Source organism: Psychrobacillus syltrankelensis, from assembly GCF_055454035.1.
In genome coordinates this window covers 188,736-210,736 of sequence record NZ_CM144227.1, presented here as the reverse complement: position 1 = coordinate 210,736, position 22,001 = coordinate 188,736, and the positions used below count along the sequence as shown (strand labels likewise).

Genomic DNA, 22,001 nt, shown 5'->3' with positions numbered 1-22,001 from the left:
TATTGATTCCTAACTTTTTTACACAACCTTATACTTTCGCTTTTTCTTTAAGATCTTTCGGTCCAAATGTAGCTTCTCGTTTCCACCATAAGGGAATTTTAATACTTTCCTCTGTTAACTTCCCTTTACCGTTCGCTACATCTTGTGCAATTTCATAGCCTGCTTGCGCATGTCGAACTACTCCGATTCCAGAGTCCACAGTCATTGCTACTTCTAGTCTCATATCCGATTCCGCTGTCCCATCCGCAACCATTGTTACGCCTGTATGAACCGCTTCCCCCATAGAATAGTTCGCTTGGATTGCGATTAGATCACACATGCCGACTGCGTTTAATAGTCCGTTCAGCATCGGCCAGTCAGAAATAAGATCACTACCGTCTTTCATGTTTTCGGATTCAAATGTTGGATTCACGATCGAACCTGAGTCAAGATTGTCACGAGAGAACGCAACTGGTCCAGCTAATTCTCCGCGGCGAATCATATCGTTTACTTCTAATGCAAATGCTTTACGTTGACCGAATCCCATATAACAAATACGTGCAGGAAGTGCTTCAATTGGTATATGTTTTTTCGCAAGCTTGATCCAACGTGTTACTAAATGATCGTCGCTGAATTTCTCTAAAATCATATCGTCTATCTTACGTAAATCTTCCGCTTCTCCAGATAAACAAATCCAGCGGAATGGTCCACGGCCTTCACAGAATAATGGACGGATATATTCCGCTACGAAACCTGGAAGACGCTTCGCTTCTTTTTCGTCCATCCCTGCATCGATACATTCTTTTCGGTGACTTGTCCCATACTCGAACGAATGAACACCTAAATCCATGAATTTAATAAGCGCTTTCAATTCACGAATCATTGTTTCGCGCCCTTTTTCCAAATATAAAGTACGGTCTGTATCGCGAAGATGTTCTGCTTCTTCCACTGTATAACCAGATGGTAAGTACGAAATTGGGTCATGTCCTGGCGTCATCGAAGTAGAAATATCCGGTAACCAGCCTTTTTCTAGCACTTCTTCAAATACATCTGCCGCGTTTCCTACTACAGCTATACCAAGTGGTTTTCCTGCAGCCGCATATTCTTTCGCTTTTGCGATCGCTTCGTCTAGTGAACCCGCAAGTTCATCGATAAATCCTTTTTCAATTCTTCTCTTGATGATTTTAACGTCTGCATCCACAAGAACCGCTACTCCACCATGCATCGTCATCGCACGGGTTTGGTTACCACCCATTCCCCCTGCACCTGCAGTTAATAGGATTTTTCCGACAAGTGAATCGTTATAGTGCAGGCGAGCAATCGCAGAAAGTGTTTCAAATGTTCCTTGGATTACCCCTTGTGTACCGATATATTCCCAAGGTGCCGCAGTATAGTTTGCATAAATCGTTAAGTTTTTATCTTGTAAATCATAGAATGTTGGCCAATCTGCTTTCATAATGTTTGTCGTTGCCATGACAACGGTTGGTGCATATTTATGTGTTTTGAAAATCGCTACCGGCATACCAGATTGCACAACAAGTGTTTCGTCATCTTCTAATTCTTTTAATGATTTCACAATTGCATGGTAAGATTCCCAGTTACGTGCGGCTTTCCCGATACCACCGTAAATAACAAGCTCTTCTGGTTTTTCTGCATTCTCCATATTATTTTCTAACATTCGAAGAATCGACTCTTGTCTCCACCCTTTACAACGTAACTCAGGTCCTCTTTGTGCTTTTACGGAATATAAAATTTCTGGTGTTGTCATTGTTAGTTCCCCCTAAAAAAAATAAATTATGTTTTACACCTTTTTATAATGCAAGAGTCGTGCCAATTTTCTCAATTCATAAAAAACAAGTAATTTATCCGAAATAATTTAGGTAATATCTAACTCTTTAAAGCTTTCTTTCTATCACTAAATAATTTCTACTTACCATTTACATGCAAAAAAATTTATAAATACCGCAGATAAATTTAGTGAATTACCTAAAAACTCTACTAGAAAATGAAAATACATTGATTATTAGGCATTCTAAATGGGTGCAGATAAATTTTACATGCAGACTCTTCTAAATACTCTGAATTATGCTATACTATTGATAATTTTATAATGGAAAGGAGAAATCATATTATGACTGTTTCAGCAATCGGATTATTAGTTAGAAGTTTTGTGGATGGTGTAATAGCTATAAACGAGGATCATGAAATTCTTTGGTATGACATAAAAGAGGAGCTTCCTATAAAAGTGACAATAGGTGATTCCATCATTCAATTAATTGAGTACAAAAAGAAGCATTTTATCAATAATGATACATTTCTCCTTGATATAAATGACAAACAGTTTTCTGTTGATGTTAGAGTATTTTCTGAGGAACATACATGTATTTTTTTATGTCTAAAAGAAATTAAGGAAGAATCTAAATTAAGAGATGAGCGATTATATTGTTTAGAGAAAATAATTGAATCTCTTGATGAAGGTGTCATGATGAGCAACTCTAAAGGAGAAATTACTTTATATAATGATGCGCAAGAAAAAATGGAGGGCTTATCAAGTCAAGATATACTTGGTAAACATTTATGGTCCGTATATAATTACAATCCACAATATTCTGAGCATCGACATACATTTAAGACAGGAAAGCCAATCTACTCAAGGTATCGTGCGCATTCCACCGTTAATGGAATACCTAAATATGTAAACTACAGTACATATCCAATACAAAAAAACGGAAAAATTATTTCTGTATTTTCATTAAGTACGAATGAATCGAAACTGAAGGACCGCCTTCATCAAACAATTGAGCTAAAAAGACAAGCAAACATTAAAGGAGAAGAAAAAGCCCATTCAAAGAACGGAACAATTTTTACGTTTAATGATATAAAAGGAAAAAGTCTTATACTTTTAGACCTTATCAAGGAAGCTCAAAATGTTTCTATACATAATGCGGATACGTTAATTGTAGGAGAGACAGGCACTGGTAAAGAATTATTCGCACAAAGTATGCATAATCATAGTCCTAGAGCGGATAAACCTTTTGTTGCCATAAACTGTGCTGCAATTCCTGAAAATTTACTTGAAAGCACTTTGTTCGGAACTGTTAAAGGTGCTTTTACAGGAGCTACAGACCAAATTGGCTTGTTTGAATATGCTCAAGATGGAACACTCTTTTTAGATGAAATAAATTCAATGCCAGTTACTTTACAAACAAAATTAATGCGTGTCTTACAAGAGCGATTAGTTCGAAAAGTAGGTTCTAATGATGTGGCGCCTGTGAAGTGTACCGTTATTAGTGCATGCAACGAAGAACCAGAAAAACTAATTGCTGAAAACAAAATGCGACTCGACTTATTTTACCGAATTGCACATACAAGTCTTTACATTCCTCCACTAAGAGAACGGAAAGAAGATGTACACTTTTTTATTGATTACTTTTTAAAGACATTTCAAGTAAAGTTAACTAAAACAGTTCCAGATCTTTCGAATACACTTCAAAAATGTTTACTTCAATATTCTTGGCCTGGAAATATTCGTGAGTTAGAACATTTGATAGAAAATTTAATAATTCGGGTTCCTGAAAATACTAAAAAAATTGAAGTGGAGCACCTTCCATCCTATATGCGTGGAAAAATACTTATGGTGCATTCTAATGATTCAATGGAACAAAATAATGAAATGCAAAGACCAATGAAAAAAATCTTTAAAAGTTCGGAAAAGCAACTAATCGAAACAACATTAATGCAGTCAGACTGGAATGTTTCGCAGGCTGCAAAAAAACTTGGCATCACTAGACAAAGCCTGCAATATCATATTAAAAAGCATGATTTAGAAAAACCTACAGTATAAGAAAAACTTCTTATCTTTTAAAAATAAAAAACAGCACGGAATTTTATTATCAAATTCCGTGCTGTTTTTTTGTTAAACTATTTATATATTAAGCCTTCACTTCTGCCTTTTGGAGATCTTTCGGTCCAAATGTTGCTTCCCGTTTCCACCATAATGGAATTTTAATACTTTCCTCTGTTAACTTCCCTTTACCGTTCGCTACATCTTGTGCAATTTCATAGCCTGCTTGCGCATGTCGAACAACTCCGATTCCAGAGTCCACAGTCATTGCCACTTCTAGTCTCATATCCGATTCCGCTGTCCCGTCCGCAACCATTGTTACGCCTGTATGAACCGCTTCCCCCATAGAATAGTTCGCTTGGATTGCGATTAGGTCACACATGCCGACTGCGTTTAATAGTCCGTTCAGCATCGGCCAGTCAGAAATAAGATCACTACCGTCTTTCATGTTTTCGGATTCAAATGTTGGATTTACGATCGAACCTGAGTCAAGATTGTCACGAGAGAACGCAACTGGTCCAGCTAATTCTCCGCGGCGAATCATATCGTTTACTTCTAATGCAAATGCTTTACGTTGACCGAATCCCATATAACAAATACGTGCAGGAAGTGCTTCAATTGGTATATGTTTTTTCGCAAGCTTGATCCAACGTGTTACTAAATGATCGTCGCTGAATTTCTCTAAAATCATATCGTCTATCTTACGTAAATCTTCCGCTTCTCCAGATAAACAAATCCAGCGGAATGGTCCACGGCCTTCACAGAATAATGGACGGATATATTCCGCTACGAAACCTGGAAGACGCTTCGCTTCTTTTTCGTCCATCCCTGCATCGATACATTCTTTTCGGTGACTTGTCCCATACTCGAACGAATGAACACCTAAATCCATGAATTTAATAAGTGCTTTCAATTCACGAATCATTGTTTCGCGCCCTTTTTCCAAATATAAAGTACGGTCTGTATCGCGAAGATGTTCTGCTTCTTCCACTGTATAACCAGATGGTAAGTACGAAATTGGGTCATGTCCTGGCGTCATCGAAGTAGAAATATCCGGTAACCAGCCTTTTTCTAGCACTTCTTCAAATACATCTGCCGCGTTTCCTACTACAGCTATACCAAGTGGTTTTCCTGCAGCCGCATATTCTTTCGCTTTTGCGATCGCTTCGTCTAGTGAACCCGCAAGTTCATCGATAAATCCTTTTTCAATTCTTCTCTTGATGATTTTAACGTCTGCATCCACAAGAACCGCTACTCCACCATGCATCGTCATCGCACGGGTTTGGTTACCACCCATTCCCCCTGCACCTGCAGTTAATAGGATTTTTCCGACAAGTGAATCGTTATAGTGCAGGCGAGCAATCGCAGAAAGTGTTTCAAATGTTCCTTGGATTACCCCTTGTGTACCGATATATTCCCAAGGTGCCGCAGTATAGTTTGCATAAATCGTTAAGTTTTTATCTTGTAAATCATAGAATGTTGGCCAATCTGCTTTCATAATGTTTGTCGTTGCCATGACAACGGTTGGTGCATATTTATGTGTTTTGAAAATCGCTACCGGCATACCAGATTGCACAACAAGTGTTTCGTCATCTTCTAATTCTTTTAATGATTTCACAATTGCATGGTAAGATTCCCAGTTACGTGCGGCTTTCCCGATACCACCGTAAATAACAAGCTCTTCTGGTTTTTCTGCATTCTCCATATTATTTTCTAACATTCGAAGAATCGACTCTTGTCTCCATCCTTTACAACGTAACTCAGGTCCTCTTTGTGCTTTTACGGAATATAAAATTTCTGGTGTTGTCATTGTTAGTTCCTCCTAAGTAGATGAAATTATGTTTTACACCAATTTACAATGCAAGAGTCGTGCCAACATTCTAAATAAAACAAAAATAAATTATTAAGTAAGTGAAAAGTGTTTAATATCCATAGTTTTATTTATTTTTAAAATCTCATTATCTTAATTCTGATCTTTTATAATCTAGTAGCATTTTTTAAAACCGCAGATATTTTTTGCTTTATTGTAAAAAACGGATAATTATTAAGCAAAATTTTATTACCACTTATAAATTTAGCTACTTTATGGTGCAGATAAAGTTTTCATTACTGTTATTCTAAATAAAATTTTATATATTATTATAGAATTAATATTCAGAACAATTTATGAATGATAAAATAATGAAGATATATATGATAAAAAACAGCGTAGAAAAATTTAAAGGTGATAACAGAACTGTATTAATGTATTGAAAATAGGAGGTACTGTATGGAAATTGTATACGAAACGGATCGTTTGTATTTATGCGTTTTTGAGGATGATCATTTAGAGTACGCTAAACAAATTTGGGGTGATGAAGAAGTAATGGCATTATGTGATGGCGCTTCCTCCCATGAGATATTACTGCAAGTTATAAAAGGTTATCGAAAATGTCACGAAGTTAATAGTTTATCGGTATACGCGGTAATAGAAAAAGAAACAAATGAAGTTCTTGGTTCAGCTGGATTTAATGTGACAAGTTCATTGAATGAAGTAGAATTAATCTATCATTTTAGTAAAAAGTCTTGGGGAAAAGGCTATGCAACGGAAGCTGCAAGAGCATGTTTGGAAATAGCTAGAAACCACGGGAAAATTCATCTCGTTACTGCTTCTGCAAGCCCTAAAAATAATGGCTCCTTAAAAATTTTAGAAAAGATTGGGTTTACTTTTAAAGGAATGAAGTGGTTTGATGATACAGAGCAAGAGGAACCTTATTATGAATATGATATTGCTGCTATCTAACGAGTATTGAAAATGCGAGCCGAATGGTGTGATTGCACTTGCACTAATTTATAGGCAATTAAAATTTTAATTATTAACTCACTGCAGACACACATTGTCTACAGTGAGTTTTCTATATACTAACCGTTGTTTTTATTCTATTGGCTTCTTCTACTACCCGCTTAATAAGCACTTCTACAGTTTCTTTTCTAGCAAGTGTTGAATTTTGACCAGACCATAGAGACATAAATTCTTTATTGTTTTGGGAAGAAGAAACTTTCCGAATTGATTGGGTTAGCACATTTTGAACTGGAAAATCAGGAAAAATAGCTTCGTATTCTTTCATTTCCATTAAAAATTTGTTTTTAATCCCTCTTGCCCATTTACCAGAAAATGCACGAGTTAATGTCGTTTCATCATTCTTCGAGTTAAGAATTGCTTCTTTATGTACTGGGTGTGCTCCACTCTCTTCACAGGTTAAGAATGCTGTGCCCATTTGAACAGCTTTAGCACCTAAGCATAAAGCTGCCATTAGTCCTTTGCCATCCATTACGCCGCCAGCTGCAATCACAGGTATGCTTATATTCTTCACAACTTGTGGTACTAATGACATCAAACCGATTAAACTTTCCTCGTGGTCACTTATGAAGTTACCTCTATGCCCTCCAGCTTCACTTCCTTGTACTACAACTGCATCCATTCCAAGTCTTTCAATTGTAACCGCCTCTTCCACAGTTGTAGCTGTTCCAATTGAAAAAATATTGTGTTGTTTTAAATTCTTCAATATATCTAATGTTGGTACCCCAAATGTAAAAGAACATATAGGTACCTCTTCTTCTATGATGACTTGTATTTGTTCCATATATGAATAAAAAGACTTCTCCTTGTTAGGAAGATTCACTTTTTCAATAGGTATATTTAATTCCTCATAATAATGATTTAACAGTTCATTCACCATTTCTATTTTATCTTCATTTATCTCAAATTCGTTCGGCACAAATAAATTAACACCAAAATTATTAGGTGTTAACTGCTTTACCTCTCGTATCTGCTGGCGCAATTGATCAGCATTCAAATACCCTGCTCCAATCATTCCTAGTGCACCATTATTGGAAACAGCTGCTACTAATTTCGAAGTAGTAATTCCTCCTGCCATGGGAGCTTGAATGATGGGGTAATCAATATCTAACAATTTTGTAACATCATTTATTAACATATCAATTTACTCCTTTTTGACTTTCCACTTGGGATAGTAGTTTACCTCTATACCTAAGTCCCTTGTTCTTATCCATTCAAATGCTTTCAATACTAATGGCGATGCATTTTCAGCGAAAATCTCTTCCTCCGAAACCCATACAGCTCCGAGGGAATCCCGTCCTTCAAATTGTTCCGGTACTATTAAATCTCCACCTATTTGCTTCACTAAATAATATACTGCAATATGATGAACATCTGTCAAACCTCTCCAATCCGAAGCTAGCATGAAATCGGTAATGCCTATATTTTTAATAATTTTGACCTCAAATCCAGTTTCCTCTAAAAACTCTCTTTTCATGGCAACTACTAAACTTTCTCTATCTTCCAAACTGCCTCCTGGAAGGTCATAACGATTTATGTAAGGGCCACCGTTTTTATTGATTACAAGTAGCTTACCATTTTGTACACATATACCGTAAACACCAATTGCACGGTGAAAGTTTCTTTCTTTTTCCAAACTTTTATACCAATGGATTGCTTTTACTTCAATTTCCGAAGCTAATTGTTCTTTTCCGTTAATATACCCTTCCATATCATATGGAAACTGTTTTGCTAAGGCTTCCTTTAATGTTCCATAATCTTTTGCAACTTTTGGATGCACCTTCAAATAATCTCGAAACGCGAGATGTCGTTCGATTCCAGGATTTTTCTCTTCATATATATGGACATGATGCGTCCGATTATCTCCCCCTTTTTGAAAATATCTACGTCCAGGTAGCCCATTTTCCCCTTTTGGTTCATATCCAATTGCAATCATTGCGTCGTTAAAAGCATCAATATTATTAATATCCTGAACAACAGCCATTATATCAATTATCGGTTTTGCACTTAAACCATTCACAGATGTACTTCCAATATGGTGTATCGTTCTAATCTCCGAACTAAAAACCTTTTGAAGTTTTTTCTCTTCCTCTCTAAACCTTTCCTTCCAATCATCCGAATAAGAAACTACTTCCACTTTACGCATGTTCATTCCTCCTCCGAAATTGTGTTAATATGTAGTAAAGGAAATTTTTGTTCTCGAATAAGCAATATAATTCTATTCGCCTCAGTCCAAGCCAGATCATACATCTTTTGATCAATACTTCCATCTTCTAATGCTTCTTCTAGTTCGTCCTCATCCAACAGAATAATTTCACCTGTAGCTAAAACAACAATATCAAGAAATAAATCTTCCCACCACGGCACATTATTTTCTATTCCTATTTCATTACAAATATCTATATACCACTGCACAATTTCGCCATTCGAATCAAACATTGTAGTTAGAGTATATTTTTCACGAACAGGGAAATGCTGCATCCACGTATATCCATTATCAACTATACAAATACTTTTATCGTCATAATGAACCCATAAAGGCTCTTTAACTTGAACTATATTTAATCGAGATATAGTTCCCGTAAAATCTTCTGTCTCCACATAGGATTGAACATACTCTCTTTTCATAATTCTTTTCCAATCTGAACGATCCCCATATCTCTTTTTTAACAAGCTTATCCCCCTGTCTATTCCTGCTGGATATCCAAATTTTTATAAAATCCATCTACAATAGGGTATATATCAGGTTCTGTATAATAATAATGATTATTAACTTGATTCAAAGTAAACAGGAATGATTTTTCCCCTTCCAATAAAGTAATAGCATATTGATATCCCTTACTAGGTTCATGGTTATCTTCCGGAATGAATTGAATATCTTTAATTTTCTGAAGAAATTCATCAATTACTACTTTTTCTGAAATAATTTTTTGGGATCCTGTAGTTCCGTCTTTTATAATCATTTGATTAACATCGACAAATTGGCCTTTATAAAGTTGTGGTAGTGTTTTGGATTCTAAAGAGTTACATCCTACCAAAAACATTAGAAGCATATAAACAATAGGCACTTTTGCAAATTTCAATAATTCTCCTCCTGAATGGAGCATTCTCCATTTATTATACAAATTATAGCAAACTTACTTTTCTAAATTGTATATTAATAAAATAAACTTTGTTATTTTACCAAAATACAGCCATTTAGCATTCAAATCAGTTACAATATTCAAAGATATTAACCTCAATAATTATAGTCGGGAACAGTTTTATCAAAGAAGGAGAATTTTTTTGAAAGTAAAAGTATTATTAAAAGGGTATAATTTTTTGTTTTTTGGTTTACTTGCGATCTTTATTCCTTTTCTTCCTGTTTATTTAGGAGAACAAGGTTTATCAGCAAGCGAAATAGGTTTAATTGTAGGGACAGGTGGCGTTGTGACGTTAATTGCACAACCATTATGGGGATTCATCAGTGATAAGACAAAAACGATTCGTAAGGTAATGCTATTACTCGTTTGTTTAACATCCTTTTTTGGTTACTTCTTATTTAATGTTAATAGTTTTGTGTTGCTAGTTATTTTTGCGCTGTTAGTTTATTTTTTCTTAATGCCACTTGATCCACTGACAGAAAGCATGAATTTCACCGTTTCTGAAATGGAGCGTGTCAGCTATGGATCCATTCGAACATACGGGGCACTCGGCTTTGCGGTTTTATCTTTAATTGTAGGTTTCGCAATGGATTACTTCGGTATGAGCAGTATATCTATTTTATTTGTTTTATTGGGACTTATTTCGTTTGGTGTTATTTGGTTTATGCCCGAAGTACAAGCCTCATCTAAACCAGTGACAATGGCAGGTTTTAAGCAAGTATTAAACAATAAAGAAATGCTCCTGTTTCTAGCGCTAGTGTTTATTTGTTCAATACCCGCACGTATGAACGATACGTTTTTGGGGATTCATATTAGAGCACTTGGAGGAGATACTTCTTTAGTAGGAATTACATTCTTCTTATCTGCTACAAGTGAAATTGTAATCTTTGCTTTAAGTTTTTGGTGGCTTCGAAAAGGAAAAGAACTTGAGATTATAACAATTGCTACTTTCTTCTATTTTATTCGTTTCATTGCATCTGCTTTTGTAACAAGCCCTATAGCATTAGCACTTGTACAACTATTACAGATGCTTACATTCCCTATTTTTTATACTGCTGCAATTCAATACTTATATCAAATTATGCCAAAAGAATGGCGTGCTACTGGACAAACCGTTCTCGCACTCTTATTTTTTGGACTTTCAAGTATAATCGCCTCTTATGCGGGAGGATATATTTATAAAGAATTAGGTGGACACTCGTTTTATTTCATTATTTCTATTATGTCATTTATTGGTGTACTTTTTGGTATCATATTGACTATTCGTAAAAGAAGAACATAGTTCAATGTAATTAAATGGGTAGCATCAGCTTGGCGATAAGGAATACACAGTCAGGAATATTTCTATCCGGTCAGAAATATTTTTATACGGTCATATTTTTTTCTATACGGTCGGAAATATATTTATCCGGTCACAAATTTTTCTATCTGGTCAGAAATTTATTTATCCGGTCTTATTTTTACTATACGGTCAGAAATTTATCTATCCGGTCAGAAATATTTCTATCCGGTCATATTTTTTTCTATCCGGTCAGAAATATTTTTATACGGTCATATTTTTTCTATCCGGTCAGAAATTTATTTATCCGGTCATATTTTTTTCTATACGGTCGGAAATTTATTTATCTGGTCAGAAATTTATTTATCCGGTCATATTTTTTCTATCCGGTCAGAAATTTATCTATCCGGTCATATTTTTTTCTATCCGGTCACAATTTTTTCTATCTGGTCAGAAATTTATTTATCCGGTCATATTTTTTCTATCCGGTCAGAATTATATTTATCCGGTCACAATTTTTTTATCCGGTCAGAAATTTATCTATCCGGTCACATTTTTTTCTATCCGGTCAGAAATTTATCTATCCGGTCACATTTTTTATATGGTCAGAAATATATTTATCCGGTCATATTTTTTTCTATCTGGTCAGAAATATTTCTATCCGGTCACAAATTTTTCTATCCGGTCACATTTATTTCATATGATCAGAAATATTTCTATCCACTCACCTTTTTTATAAATTCACAAATATAGACATAAAAGGAGCAACACCGTAATTGGTGCTGCTCCTTTAAACTATCCTCTTAACTCCGCTCCTGCTTGTTCTGCAAGTGCTTTTAGTACTTTGTTATGTGCATTTACTACTTCTTCATCTGTTAGTGTACGTTCTGGATCGAAGTATGTTAGGGAGAATGCAACCGATTTTTTACCTGGTTCCATTTTTTCTCCTTCATATAGGTCGAATAGATGTACTCCTTTTAATAATCTTCCGCCTGATAATTGGATAATTGCTTGTAGTTCACCAGCTGCTTTTTCACTGTCTACTACTAAAGCAATATCACGTGTGATAGATGGGAATTTAGAAACCGGAGCATAATATAATGCCTCCACTTCTGTATTTAAAACTTTAGCTAAATTCATTTCCACTACATACGTTTCTTTCAAATCACGTGCTTTTTGCTCGGATGGGTGTAATTGTCCGATAAGACCAATTTCTTCTCCAGCAAGTTTAATCAAAGCAGTGCGTCCTGGGTGTAATCCGTCTACTACAGTTCTTTCAAAAGTAAGCTCTTTTGAAAGACCGAGTAAGCCCATTAAACCTTCAACGATTCCTTTTAATACGAAGAAATCAACTGCTTTTTTCTCTCCTTGCCAGCTATGCTCTACCCATTTACCTGCTATTACCCCAGCTAGATGCTCTTGTTCATGAGGTAAACCAGATTCTGTTTCTCCTAAGAAAACAGATCCAACTTCATAAAGAGCTACCGTATCTGCTTGACGTGCAGTATTGTATGTTACGGCTTCCAATAAATGTGGAATTAAGCTTTGTCGAAGGATGCTTCGGTCTTCGCTCATCGGCATTAATAACTCAGTTACTGGAGCAGTTTCTAAAGCAAATTTCTGAGACAAATCTTTTGACGTTAAAGAATAAGTAATTGCTTGATAAAGACCTGCACCTTCCAAATACGCACGTACTTGACGACGTTTTGCTTGATAAGACGTTAAGCCACCTGGTTTGGATTCTTCGACTGGTAACGTCATTGGAATTTCGTCATACCCGTACATACGAGCAATTTCTTCGACAATATCTTCTGGGATTTTAATATCTTGACGACGAGTTGGTGCTTTAATATACAGATAGCCATTTGCCGCTTGGTATTCAAATTTTAATCTTGTTAAAATAGAAGTCATGTCTTCTAACGAAATTTTCATACCTAAACGATTATTAATAAAATCTGGAGATACAACTACTTCAACAGGAGTTTTGTCTAACTCATCTACTAAAACAGAACCAGCTAGAACTTCTCCACCTGCAAGCTCAGCAAGAAGACTTGCCGCACGCTCCGCAGCTAGAATAACACGGTTTGGATCTACACCTTTTTCAAAACGAGCACTCGCATCACTGCGTAAGTTATGATCTTTTGAAGTTTGACGAACGGATCCACTTGCAAAATATGCAGACTCAATCACAACAGTTGTTGTTCCATCGTGAACTTCTGAATTAGCTCCACCCATTACACCAGCAATTGCAACTGCCTCTTTACCATTTGTAATTACTAAATGATTCGATTTAAGTGTACGTTCTTGATCGTCAAGTGTTACAATTTTTTCTCCTTCATTTGAAAGACGAACGACAATTTCCTTTGTTTCTAATCGATCATAATCGAACGCATGAAGTGGTTGGCCGTATTCCATTAACACATAGTTCGTAATATCAACTACGTTATTATGTGGACGAACACCTGCAGCCATAAGACGGTGCTGTAACCAAAGTGGCGATTCCTTTACTACTACATTTTTCACAACTTTCGCTACATACATTGGATTTTCTTCGATTGCATCTACTCGTAAATTTAAGTAATCTGATGCTTTCTCACTGCTTTCACTGTAAGTTGCTTCTGGATATTTCATATCCTCCGATAAGATAGCTCCAACTTCATAAGCAACACCTAGCATACTTAGTGCATCGGAGCGGTTAGGAGTTAAGCCAAGTTCAAGAATGGTATCTTCTAATCCTAGTAGTGAAAGTGCACTTTCCCCAGGAGTCGCTGATTCTGGAAGTACATAAATACCTTCTGCATATGCTTTAGGTACAAGACGTCCTTCTATCCCTAACTCTTGAAGTGAGCAAATCATTCCGTTCGATTCTTCTCCGCGAAGTTTTGCTTTTTTGATTTTTATTCCACCAGGAAGTACTGCTCCTGGACGAGCAACAATTACTTTTTGACCAGCTGCAACGTTTGGAGCTCCACAAATAATTTGTGTTGTTTCTTCCCCAACGTCCACTTGGCAAATATTCAGTTTGTCTGCTTCTGGATGCTTCACTTTTTCTTTCACGTACCCAACAACTACATTCGTCATTCCTTGCGTACGATCTATTACTGCATCAACTTCAATACCTGAACGAGTAATTTTTTCACCCAACTCTTTTGGATCAAGCCCTTGTGTATTCACATATTCTGCTAACCATTTCGTAGAAACTAACATGTCATTTCCTCCTTACACTTCTGATCGGTGGAATTGCGATAAGAAACGCACATCATTCGTATAGAAATGACGAATATCTTCCACTCCATATTTCAACATTGCAATACGTTCTGGACCCATACCAAATGCAAATCCAGATAGTTTTTTCGAATCATAGCCAGCCATTTCAAGTACGTTTGGATGAACCATTCCAGCACCTAGAATTTCAATCCAACCTGTTTTCTTACATACGTTACAGCCACTGCCGCCACATTTGAAGCAAGAAATATCCATTTCAACAGATGGCTCTGTGAATGGGAAAAAGCTTGGGCGAAGACGAATTTCACGATCGTCACCGAACATTTTCTTTGCAAATACAGAAAGCGTCCCTTTTAAATCACTCATGCGAATACCTTCACCAATAACAAGGCCTTCGATTTGAGTAAATTGATGTGAATGTGTCGCGTCATCATTATCACGACGGTAAACTTTACCTGGGCAAATAATTTTAATCGGCTTACCTTCTTTTGCTTCCATTGTTCGTGCTTGAACTGGTGATGTATGTGTCCGTAGTAAAATATCTTCCGAAATATAGAAAGAATCCTGCATATCACGAGCTGGATGTCCTTTTGGTAAGTTTAGAGCTTCGAAATTGTAGTAATCTTTTTCTACTTCTGGACCTTCCGCAATTTCATAGCCCATGCTAATGAATAAGTCTTCAATCTCCTCTACAACACGTGTAAGTGGATGATGATTTCCTGTTTTCACAGGGCGACCTGGTAAAGTAACATCAATCGATTCTTTCGCTAATTGTTCTTGGATTGCTTGCTCTTGAAGTAACGTCATACGAGCCTCTAACACTTCTGTTACCTCTTCACGCACGACATTGACGAGTGCACCCATTTTCGGGCGTTCTTCTGCGGGAAGTTTACCCATTCCTTTTAATAAGTCCGTAATCGGTCCTTTTTTCCCTAAATAAGCAACACGTACATCATTTAATTCTTTCACATTCCCTGAAGCTTCAATCTTTTGTAACGCTTCTTCTTTTAACTGTTGAAGTTGTGCTTCCATGTTTTGCATCCTCCTTATTCAAATTCGCCTTTGCGTAATTGGTACAAATTTTGCATTGAGCGCGCCTCGATAAACCCTTTTACAAAATTTGTGACATCCGCCTAAAGGTCTAATTTTAATCAGCATGTTTCTGGATGATTAAAATTAGTCAAAATAAAAACCCCGCCCCTATAAAAGGGACGAGGACTAATTTCGCGGTACCACCCTGATTATTGCACAAATTCGTGCAATCACTCAATTCGATTAACGGCTCTACACCGGCGCACCTTTACAGCAATTGCTGGTCCCGGTGGCAGCTAGCGGGGTGAACTTTCTATATGCATTCTCTATTTACACTTTCAGTCTAGGTGTAAAATCCCTTTTTTCGAATCGTCATATATACTTTTCCCGATGACAGCTTTTTTTATTTATCAAATTACATTCTATTATACGGAGTTTTAAATATTTCTTCAAGTAAGATTTATTTTAAGGTTAGACCATACAGTAGAATTCCAGTTGCAACAGCTACATTTAATGACTCCGCTTGTCCTAAAAGTGGCACTATTATGTTCTGATCTGTTTTTTCTAGCAGTTTTGGGTTGATGCCACTTCCTTCATTACCAACAATTAAAGCAAACGCATCGTCTTTTTTAACCTCATTATATGGAGTGGAATTTTCAAACGCAGTTCCGTAAACAGCTATATGGCGATCTTTTAACTGATCTACCCATGCATGTAAATCTCCTTTTACTAAAGGGATATGAAAATGTGAACCTTGTGCAGATCTGAGTGTTTTTGAATTATAAGCATCGGCTGATCCTTTGCCAAGAATCACTGCATCAATTCCTGCAGCATCCGCTGTACGAATCATCGTGCCAATATTCCCTGGATCTTGAACTGCATCTATTAATAATAAACGATTCCATTTTGTCTGTTCTTGTTCATCCACAGTTTGTTGCTTACAGTGTGCGAATATACCTTGTGAATGTTCTGTTTCTGCAAGTTCTTTTTTAATGACATCATTTATTTCAACCATCTCTATATTAACAACATCCCAATTCTCTGGAATTTCAGCGGTATCACTTATTAAAATCGTTAACACATTTTCTTTTTGTTTAATCGCTTCTTCAACTAAATGATAACCTTCTATAATGAATTCGCCTGTTTTATCACGTTCTTTGCGAACACTTAATAGTTTTTTCCAATGCTTCACAAGCGCATTTTGTTGGGACTCAATTCGTTTCATTTATATGTAACCGCCTTTTTTATTTAATAGTAACAAATTCGTGTATAGCTTGCGAGAGTTTGGGGAACATAATTTCGAGGAGTGATGAAAAATGGATTTTCAAATTCGAGAAGCAATAACAGCTAATATGAAAGGAAATAATGCATCTGAAATTCGAGCTGTAGTAGAAGATGCGATTCAAAGAGGAGAAGAACATTTACTGCCTGGCCTTGGAGTCTTCTTCGAAAAATGGTGGAAAAATACGGACGACACTAAGAAAGATGCCGTATTAAATGAACTAGCAACTGCATTTGCACAATAAAAATCATCCGTGAAGAAGTATTACTCTTCACGGATGGTTTTTATTTACTCCTCCTCTTCCCCGGTATGTTTTCGAATATTTACATAATAAATAAGATATTGGGTCATAGAAAGAACAACTAGATTCAAAATGATCAATAGCTTTGATGTTGGTAATATTAAATGGATAACTGCGGATAAAGGCAATGACCATGAAAAGAAAGTATATACCTTTTGGGTTGCTTTTCTTGTAATCATTTGCCATCCTTCATCATCTTCCATATATTCTGGTGGTTTTAAACTCCAAATAGTTAATTTATTTCTTGGATTGTTTTTGTTATAGTTAGATATTTTCTTACCAAATATGATAACCATCACGATGTAAACAGGAATCAGTAAAAACATGATGAAATCTTCTAATGCATCTAACTCCACAGAATAGGAAAACGAACTATTAGTCTGTGCAAAATTAGATATTACACCAGTAATAATGATTGCAAATAACATAAACAGCAGTGCAAATGCCATTTGCCATAGCGGGTACTGCAATCGTAAATCTTTTTTCATTTCCATTCCTCCCCTTCCAACCAAAATAGTTCATCCACTTTACATTCGAGAATATAGGCAAGCTTTAAAGAAAGTGTAATTGACGGAGAAAATTCCCCCTTTTCGATAAATCCGATTGTTTGTCTTGTAACACCTGCCTTCTCTCCCAACTCTCCTTGCGTATAGCTGAATCTTGCACGTAATTCTTTTACTCGATTTTTTAGCAAGTTTAACCCTTCTTCCAACGTGTTAACTATTATACTCATAATGTAATATATACTTAACATAATGTCAACTATTATTAACTTAATGTTATTTATACTTTGCTTCATTTCTCCCTACTTGTATATTATTCAGTGATGGGCTATTGAAGGTGTCTTGATTGGTGTGATGAGAACGAATTTTTTACCGAGTTTTAGAAATTACCTATTTGAAACGTCTAAAACCCACGAGCAGGAGTGTATTAAAAAAGCAAAACGATTTTCTCGTTTTGCTTTTGTTATGTTAGATCGTCTTGAATTTTGTAAGCATTGAAATCGCTGTGCCAATAAGCGAACCTATTGTAATGCTAATAAACATAAAGAAAAAACTCATTGATTCCCAGCCGTCCAATGTGAAGAAGCTTACGACAGCGAATACAAATGAAATTCCTATTAATAAAACAGTAGGTATCCAATACTTGGGATAATTCTTTTTTCGAAGAATAGATGATGAAATGGAAACTATAATGATTGTAACTAAAGTTATACAAACAAAAATTTGCAAAAAGTATCTCTCCCCCAACGGTATTATTCAGCGGTAAAATTATCCACTATTCTTTAATGTATCTGAAATACCGGTAAATAATACAATAAAAAATGAGTAGGAAACCGACACAACAAGAGCTCGCTGCACCCTAACAGGCTACCATGCGCCACTCCCTGTAAATTTGCAACACCTTATTTACTTGTAGTACTATGTACTTTTATTTTTCACTATACACTGATGCGGTTTCAGATTGAACATCGCTCGTACAATACTATGGGTCGCACGATCCTACTTTACTAATTAATATAATAAAGAGTGATTCAGCGTCTCCCGAATCACTCTTCCTATGTAGCGATGAAGCCATCCATCTTGACGAACGACATCGCGAATAGACTGTTGGACAATCCCTGTCCTCGCAGGCTATTTTTATTAAATTAAGCCATCACAGAGGCAAGTACTGCTTTTTGTGCATGTAAACGGTTTTCAGCTTGTTGAAAAATATATGAATTCGGTCCATCAATAACAGAAGTTGTAACCTCTTCTTCACGGTGTGCAGGTAAGCAATGTAAAAACATATAATCATTTTTAGCGTTCGCCACAAGCTCATCATTTATTTGGAATTCTTTAAAGTCTCCTAATCTTTTAGCAGACTCCTCTTCTTGACCCATTGAGGTCCAAACATCGGTATATATAACGTCTGCGTTAACTGCTGCTTCTAACGGATCATTAGAAACATATAACGAGCCTCCGTTTTTTAACGCGATTACTTGTGCTTTTTGAATAATTTCTACGTCTGCTTCATAGCCAACTGGAGTTGCTATAGCTATATGCATACCCATATATGCTGCTGCAATTACTAATGAGTGTGCTACGTTATTGCCATCGCCAATATAAGCTATTTTCAAACCTGCAGTATTTCCTTTCACCTCATAAATCGTTAAAATGTCCGCTAATGCTTGGCAAGGGTGAAATAAATCCGTTAATCCATTAATAACTGGAATGCTAGCATGTTCCGCAAGTTCTTTCACCATATCATGAGAATTTGCACGTATCATAATACCATCTAAGTAGCCAGATAACACATGTGCTGTATCATAAACAGATTCTCCACGACCGATTTGTAAATCACGAGCATGCATAAACATACCATTTCCTCCTAGTTGTTTAATCCCAACTTCAAAGGATATTCTTGTTCGAGTGGAATGTTTTTCAAATATCATTCCTAATGTTTTACCTTCTAATAAAGGAGGACACTTCTCTGCTTTCGTTAACTTTTTTAACTCAACTGCTAAATGGACTAAATCAGTGACTTCCTCTTTTGAGTAATCTAATAGTGTCAATAAATCTTTTCCCTTTAAACTATCAACAACCTTTAAGTTAACCCATTCAAGCAATTTCATTAATAAAAACTCCTTTTTACGTATATTTATGTATTACCCATTATAATACATGAATAAACATAAAATCAAGTGAATTTTTATACAATTAAATAAACTATAAAACGTCTAGAAAAAACTTTTACAAGCCTTTCTAGACGTCTACTATTAGCCAAATGTAATTTTATTTACGGTCTCACTGTCTAATTTTTTTATTACCTCTACAATAAGTTTTACTGTATTTTCATAATCGTCTCTATGCAATATTCCTGCATGTGAGTGAATGTAGCGAGTCGCGATTCCAATTGCTAGTGCTGGGACTCCATTTAATGAAATATGCATAGAACCTGCATCCTAATTACAGTAAGTAGTATTAAATTAGACTGTGTGAAATAAGAGTTTAACTGTGTTTATACGTTTTACAGTTATAGAACAAATTCCGAACTTAGATTTTAACTATCTTCTTATCTAAGACTATACAGTATTTATTCACTTAATATCAAGTTTAATCGTATTATTAAGCTACACTCTTATATTCTAAGTTTCTAATAATTCATATCCAAAATATCCGAAGCGTCTACATTGTTCTCATCATTACCCCTAATAACATAATTGTCACTATAGGATTGATTACCAGTAATAGAATAACTTGAATATTGAAGTAAAATCTTAATTAGCGTATCGAATTTTTCTTTTTTATCCACCTTTGAAAATCCATCAAATATGAGATCTTTGAAATTTAAACGAAACTTGATTTTATATAAATACTTTGTTTGAAATTGTTTAATAAAATCACCTTTATTTAGAACATATAGAATATTTTGAACTATCTCAGGAGCAACAGTAAGATGATTAATGTTCATTTCCTTTTCAATATCCCCACCAAATAACATGCCATTCACACATTTATCTACTTCAGTAATACTACTTCCTTCTAATCTATTGATTATCATTCGAGTTGTGCCATCATCACGTACTTCAAGCCAATTTACTTTTTTGTTTTGAAATAAACAAAATAACTTGTTATTCTCTTGATAAAATTTTATACCAATATTTTCAAAAAAGTGTTTCAAATCAGTCTCATTAATTACCTAATTATGTAAATTATATAAAGTTTCCTTTTGCAAAATTGGTTTCATACGCTTCGCTAGATGAAATGCAGTTACATAAAAATCAGTTGAAACTGAATAATTATCGTCCTTTTCATTCTCTTTAATAAAAGCATAGAAATCGTCAATATCAATATCATCATAACTACCTTTAGTAAGTTTAATATGATTCATAATGATGTAATAATGAACATTCTCACGAATTGTTCTAAATAATCTACTCAGTGAGTCAATTATGGAATCATGATTTTCTGTATCAACGGTAATAATTTCTTTCATTCTTACACGCCCTTTCATTTATAATTCATTATTCGGCAAAGTGTAATATGTGTCAATTAATTCCAACAAGCTGTTTTCTCCCAATATGTTGACATAAAAAAACACCCTCAAGTGAATGAGAGTGGTGAATAATAGTAAAATTTAAATACCGATATGTACAAGCCTATTAAGTTATGACTTAGTATTAATGCCTTATTCAAAACTAATTTAATTATCTACAGAATTATAATTATGAGACCCATCACCATAAATAAAAGCTCATATAAATTCAATGTTTCATCTCAGCTCGATTTTTCGATTTCTGTTATACCAATTCTTCTATCAAACTCACTTAATATATACTCCAATTTAATTTTAGATTGGATTGTTCTTATGTTATCTACGTTATGCTTTAAAGAAACCATTTCTATCAACTCTTCTGAGGAAATAAATGTAACATTATCGTGTTCTTTTATTTCACTTTCTTCTAAATAAACAACCTGTAATTCATCGCAATGATCTTTATAATAAGATAACTCTTTTCTAATGCTATACACCCTTGTTTTGGTGTCAATTATTTTATCAGCCTTGATAATTCTTGAACCTCTCGGATGATATTTAAATTCATGGTAAGTTGGATTTACTACTAAATCTGGTCTTTTATTGTTAGGTAAAACACAATCAGATTCGGCTGATTGTCCATAAAGCTCTCTGAATACATTATAAACAACGTTTTCCCACTGATACGACAGAGTATTCTTTTTATAAAATTGAAGTGCTAAATTGACATGCTGCATTGCCTTGTCTTCGTTTTCAACAAACTTATACAAATAATAAAAAATAAAATGTGTCTGTATTACATTAGAGCCAAACCCTCTTGAATACCCGTTTTCTTTTTTGTTTTCTAAGTATATTTCTTCATACATTGAAGAAATGCATTCATTCCAATCCACAACATTTAACGGGTCAGATCCTTCTTGAATCCAACTCTTAAATTCTTCTATTATCGAAAAATCTTTACTAGTAAATTCATCTTGCAATTCATCATTTGTGTTAAAAGGTGATATCAGCATTTCCAACCTCCCATTACTCACTTGAAATCCATGTATTATTTTCGACT

The 22,001-nt window shown here is 35.2% G+C and carries 20 protein-coding genes, 2 pseudogenes and 1 other annotated feature; of the genes and pseudogenes, 4 read left to right on the top strand and 18 right to left on the bottom strand.

Translation table 11 applies throughout. The features are described from left to right. Positions 1-28: 28 nt before the first annotated feature. Complete coding sequence (hutU, locus tag ACTSKG_RS01060; protein WP_464756313.1) at positions 29-1,747, bottom strand: urocanate hydratase; 1,719 nt, start codon at positions 1,745-1,747, stop codon at positions 29-31. Positions 1,748-2,110: 363 nt separating this feature from the next. On the opposite strand from hutU (ACTSKG_RS01060), the gene ACTSKG_RS01055 reads away from it, so the two are divergent. Beyond that, complete coding sequence (locus ACTSKG_RS01055) at positions 2,111-3,823, top strand: sigma-54 interaction domain-containing protein (RefSeq protein ID WP_464756312.1); 1,713 nt, start codon at positions 2,111-2,113, stop codon at positions 3,821-3,823. An 88-nt stretch (positions 3,824-3,911) separates the two neighbouring features. On the opposite strand, the gene hutU (ACTSKG_RS01050) is transcribed toward ACTSKG_RS01055, so the two are convergent. Then, positions 3,912-5,633, bottom strand: coding sequence for a urocanate hydratase (gene hutU, locus ACTSKG_RS01050; protein WP_464756311.1), 1,722 nt, complete (start codon positions 5,631-5,633; stop codon positions 3,912-3,914). Between the two features lie 459 nt (positions 5,634-6,092). On the opposite strand from hutU (ACTSKG_RS01050), the gene ACTSKG_RS01045 reads away from it, so the two are divergent. Beyond that, the gene (locus ACTSKG_RS01045; protein WP_464756310.1) at positions 6,093-6,605 is read left to right on the top strand and encodes a GNAT family N-acetyltransferase; all 513 of its coding nucleotides are present in this window, start codon (positions 6,093-6,095) and stop codon (positions 6,603-6,605) included. A 112-nt stretch (positions 6,606-6,717) separates the two neighbouring features. On the opposite strand, the gene ACTSKG_RS01040 is transcribed toward ACTSKG_RS01045, so the two are convergent. From ACTSKG_RS01040 to ACTSKG_RS01020, 5 genes and pseudogenes are all read right to left on the bottom strand, one after another. Further along, entirely contained in the window at positions 6,718-7,800 is a 1,083-nt protein-coding gene (locus ACTSKG_RS01040; protein WP_464756309.1) for an NAD(P)H-dependent flavin oxidoreductase, read from the bottom strand. Between the two features lie 6 nt (positions 7,801-7,806). Beyond that, positions 7,807-8,298: an NUDIX hydrolase gene (locus ACTSKG_RS01035; RefSeq protein ID WP_464757939.1), complete on the bottom strand. Its 492-nt coding sequence runs from the start codon at positions 8,296-8,298 to the stop codon at positions 7,807-7,809. A 39-nt stretch (positions 8,299-8,337) separates the two neighbouring features. After that, positions 8,338-8,808 (bottom strand): annotated as a pseudogene (locus ACTSKG_RS01030) (GrpB family protein); the annotation flags it as partial. A 2-nt stretch (positions 8,809-8,810) separates the two neighbouring features. After that, a complete protein-coding gene (locus ACTSKG_RS01025) occupies positions 8,811-9,335 on the bottom strand; it encodes a ribonuclease FAU-1 family protein (RefSeq protein WP_464756308.1) in 525 nt (174 codons plus the stop codon). Positions 9,336-9,349: 14 nt separating this feature from the next. After that, positions 9,350-9,745, bottom strand: coding sequence for a hypothetical protein (locus ACTSKG_RS01020; protein ID WP_464756307.1), 396 nt, complete (start codon positions 9,743-9,745; stop codon positions 9,350-9,352). 202 nt (positions 9,746-9,947) lie between these two features. Between ACTSKG_RS01020 and ACTSKG_RS01015 the strand changes: the two genes are divergently transcribed. After that, positions 9,948-11,087 (top strand): MFS transporter, encoded by a 1,140-nt coding sequence (locus tag ACTSKG_RS01015; protein WP_464756306.1) that lies wholly within the window; start codon positions 9,948-9,950, stop codon positions 11,085-11,087. A 792-nt stretch (positions 11,088-11,879) separates the two neighbouring features. Here ACTSKG_RS01015 and pheT read toward each other — a convergent pair. The 3 genes from pheT to ACTSKG_RS01000 all read right to left on the bottom strand — a co-directional run bounded on the left by pheT (position 11,880) and on the right by ACTSKG_RS01000 (position 16,566). Next, complete coding sequence (gene pheT / locus ACTSKG_RS01010) at positions 11,880-14,291, bottom strand: phenylalanine--tRNA ligase subunit beta (protein WP_464756305.1); 2,412 nt, start codon at positions 14,289-14,291, stop codon at positions 11,880-11,882. A gap of 12 nt (positions 14,292-14,303) precedes the next feature. Beyond that, a complete protein-coding gene (gene pheS, locus ACTSKG_RS01005; RefSeq protein ID WP_464756304.1) occupies positions 14,304-15,341 on the bottom strand; it encodes a phenylalanine--tRNA ligase subunit alpha in 1,038 nt (345 codons plus the stop codon). A 172-nt stretch (positions 15,342-15,513) separates the two neighbouring features. After that, positions 15,514-15,745 (bottom strand) — a binding site (T-box leader). Positions 15,746-15,801: 56 nt separating this feature from the next. Next, the gene (locus ACTSKG_RS01000; RefSeq protein WP_464756303.1) at positions 15,802-16,566 is read right to left on the bottom strand and encodes a TrmH family RNA methyltransferase; all 765 of its coding nucleotides are present in this window, start codon (positions 16,564-16,566) and stop codon (positions 15,802-15,804) included. A gap of 91 nt (positions 16,567-16,657) precedes the next feature. Here ACTSKG_RS01000 and sspI point away from each other — a divergent pair, with 91 nt between their 5' ends. Further along, entirely contained in the window at positions 16,658-16,867 is a 210-nt protein-coding gene (sspI, locus tag ACTSKG_RS00995; RefSeq protein WP_464756302.1) for a small acid-soluble spore protein SspI, read from the top strand. Between the two features lie 44 nt (positions 16,868-16,911). Here sspI and ACTSKG_RS00990 read toward each other — a convergent pair whose 3' ends face one another. The 8 genes and pseudogenes from ACTSKG_RS00990 to ACTSKG_RS00955 form a co-directional block, all read right to left on the bottom strand. Next, positions 16,912-17,412 carry a hypothetical protein gene (locus ACTSKG_RS00990; protein ID WP_464756301.1) on the bottom strand — a complete coding sequence of 167 codons (501 nt, stop codon included), beginning with the start codon at positions 17,410-17,412 and terminating at the stop codon, positions 16,912-16,914. Next, positions 17,409-17,618 carry a helix-turn-helix transcriptional regulator gene (locus ACTSKG_RS00985; protein WP_391202455.1) on the bottom strand — a complete coding sequence of 70 codons (210 nt, stop codon included), beginning with the start codon at positions 17,616-17,618 and terminating at the stop codon, positions 17,409-17,411. Before ACTSKG_RS00985 ends, ACTSKG_RS00990 begins: the two co-directional genes overlap by 4 nt. A gap of 277 nt (positions 17,619-17,895) precedes the next feature. Then, positions 17,896-18,156 (bottom strand): YesK family protein, encoded by a 261-nt coding sequence (locus tag ACTSKG_RS00980; protein ID WP_464756300.1) that lies wholly within the window; start codon positions 18,154-18,156, stop codon positions 17,896-17,898. Positions 18,157-18,572: 416 nt separating this feature from the next. After that, positions 18,573-19,538, bottom strand: a complete 966-nt coding sequence (gene argF, locus ACTSKG_RS00975; protein ID WP_464756299.1) for an ornithine carbamoyltransferase — start codon at positions 19,536-19,538, stop codon at positions 18,573-18,575. 144 nt (positions 19,539-19,682) lie between these two features. Further along, positions 19,683-19,868: pseudogene (locus tag ACTSKG_RS00970) on the bottom strand (peptidase M28); the annotation flags it as partial. 191 nt (positions 19,869-20,059) lie between these two features. Then, a complete protein-coding gene (locus tag ACTSKG_RS00965; protein WP_464756298.1) occupies positions 20,060-20,467 on the bottom strand; it encodes a hypothetical protein in 408 nt (135 codons plus the stop codon). Between the two features lie 138 nt (positions 20,468-20,605). After that, a complete protein-coding gene (locus ACTSKG_RS00960) occupies positions 20,606-20,902 on the bottom strand; it encodes a hypothetical protein (RefSeq protein ID WP_464756297.1) in 297 nt (98 codons plus the stop codon). Positions 20,903-21,183: 281 nt separating this feature from the next. Further along, the gene (locus ACTSKG_RS00955; protein ID WP_464756296.1) at positions 21,184-21,954 is read right to left on the bottom strand and encodes a hypothetical protein; all 771 of its coding nucleotides are present in this window, start codon (positions 21,952-21,954) and stop codon (positions 21,184-21,186) included. Positions 21,955-22,001 lie beyond the last annotated feature (47 nt).

Excerpts from the sequence above, each read along its gene's own strand:
- hutU (WP_464756313.1), bottom strand. The coding sequence starts at position 1,747 with ATGACAACACCAGAAATTTTATATTCCGTAAAAGCACAAAGAGGACCT.
- ACTSKG_RS01055 (WP_464756312.1), top strand. The coding sequence starts at position 2,111 with ATGACTGTTTCAGCAATCGGATTATTAGTTAGAAGTTTTGTGGATGGT.
- hutU (WP_464756311.1), bottom strand. The coding sequence starts at position 5,633 with ATGACAACACCAGAAATTTTATATTCCGTAAAAGCACAAAGAGGACCT.
- ACTSKG_RS01045 (WP_464756310.1), top strand. The coding sequence starts at position 6,093 with ATGGAAATTGTATACGAAACGGATCGTTTGTATTTATGCGTTTTTGAG.
- ACTSKG_RS01040 (WP_464756309.1), bottom strand. The coding sequence starts at position 7,800 with ATGTTAATAAATGATGTTACAAAATTGTTAGATATTGATTACCCCATC.
- pheT (WP_464756305.1), bottom strand. The coding sequence starts at position 14,291 with ATGTTAGTTTCTACGAAATGGTTAGCAGAATATGTGAATACACAAGGG.
- pheS (WP_464756304.1), bottom strand. The coding sequence starts at position 15,341 with ATGGAAGCACAACTTCAACAGTTAAAAGAAGAAGCGTTACAAAAGATT.
- ACTSKG_RS01000 (WP_464756303.1), bottom strand. The coding sequence starts at position 16,566 with ATGAAACGAATTGAGTCCCAACAAAATGCGCTTGTGAAGCATTGGAAA.
- sspI (WP_464756302.1), top strand. The coding sequence starts at position 16,658 with ATGGATTTTCAAATTCGAGAAGCAATAACAGCTAATATGAAAGGAAAT.
- ACTSKG_RS00990 (WP_464756301.1), bottom strand. The coding sequence starts at position 17,412 with ATGAAAAAAGATTTACGATTGCAGTACCCGCTATGGCAAATGGCATTT.
- argF (WP_464756299.1), bottom strand. The coding sequence starts at position 19,538 with ATGAAATTGCTTGAATGGGTTAACTTAAAGGTTGTTGATAGTTTAAAG.
- ACTSKG_RS00965 (WP_464756298.1), bottom strand. The coding sequence starts at position 20,467 with ATGATAATCAATAGATTAGAAGGAAGTAGTATTACTGAAGTAGATAAA.
- ACTSKG_RS00960 (WP_464756297.1), bottom strand. The coding sequence starts at position 20,902 with ATGAAAGAAATTATTACCGTTGATACAGAAAATCATGATTCCATAATT.
- ACTSKG_RS00955 (WP_464756296.1), bottom strand. The coding sequence starts at position 21,954 with ATGCTGATATCACCTTTTAACACAAATGATGAATTGCAAGATGAATTT.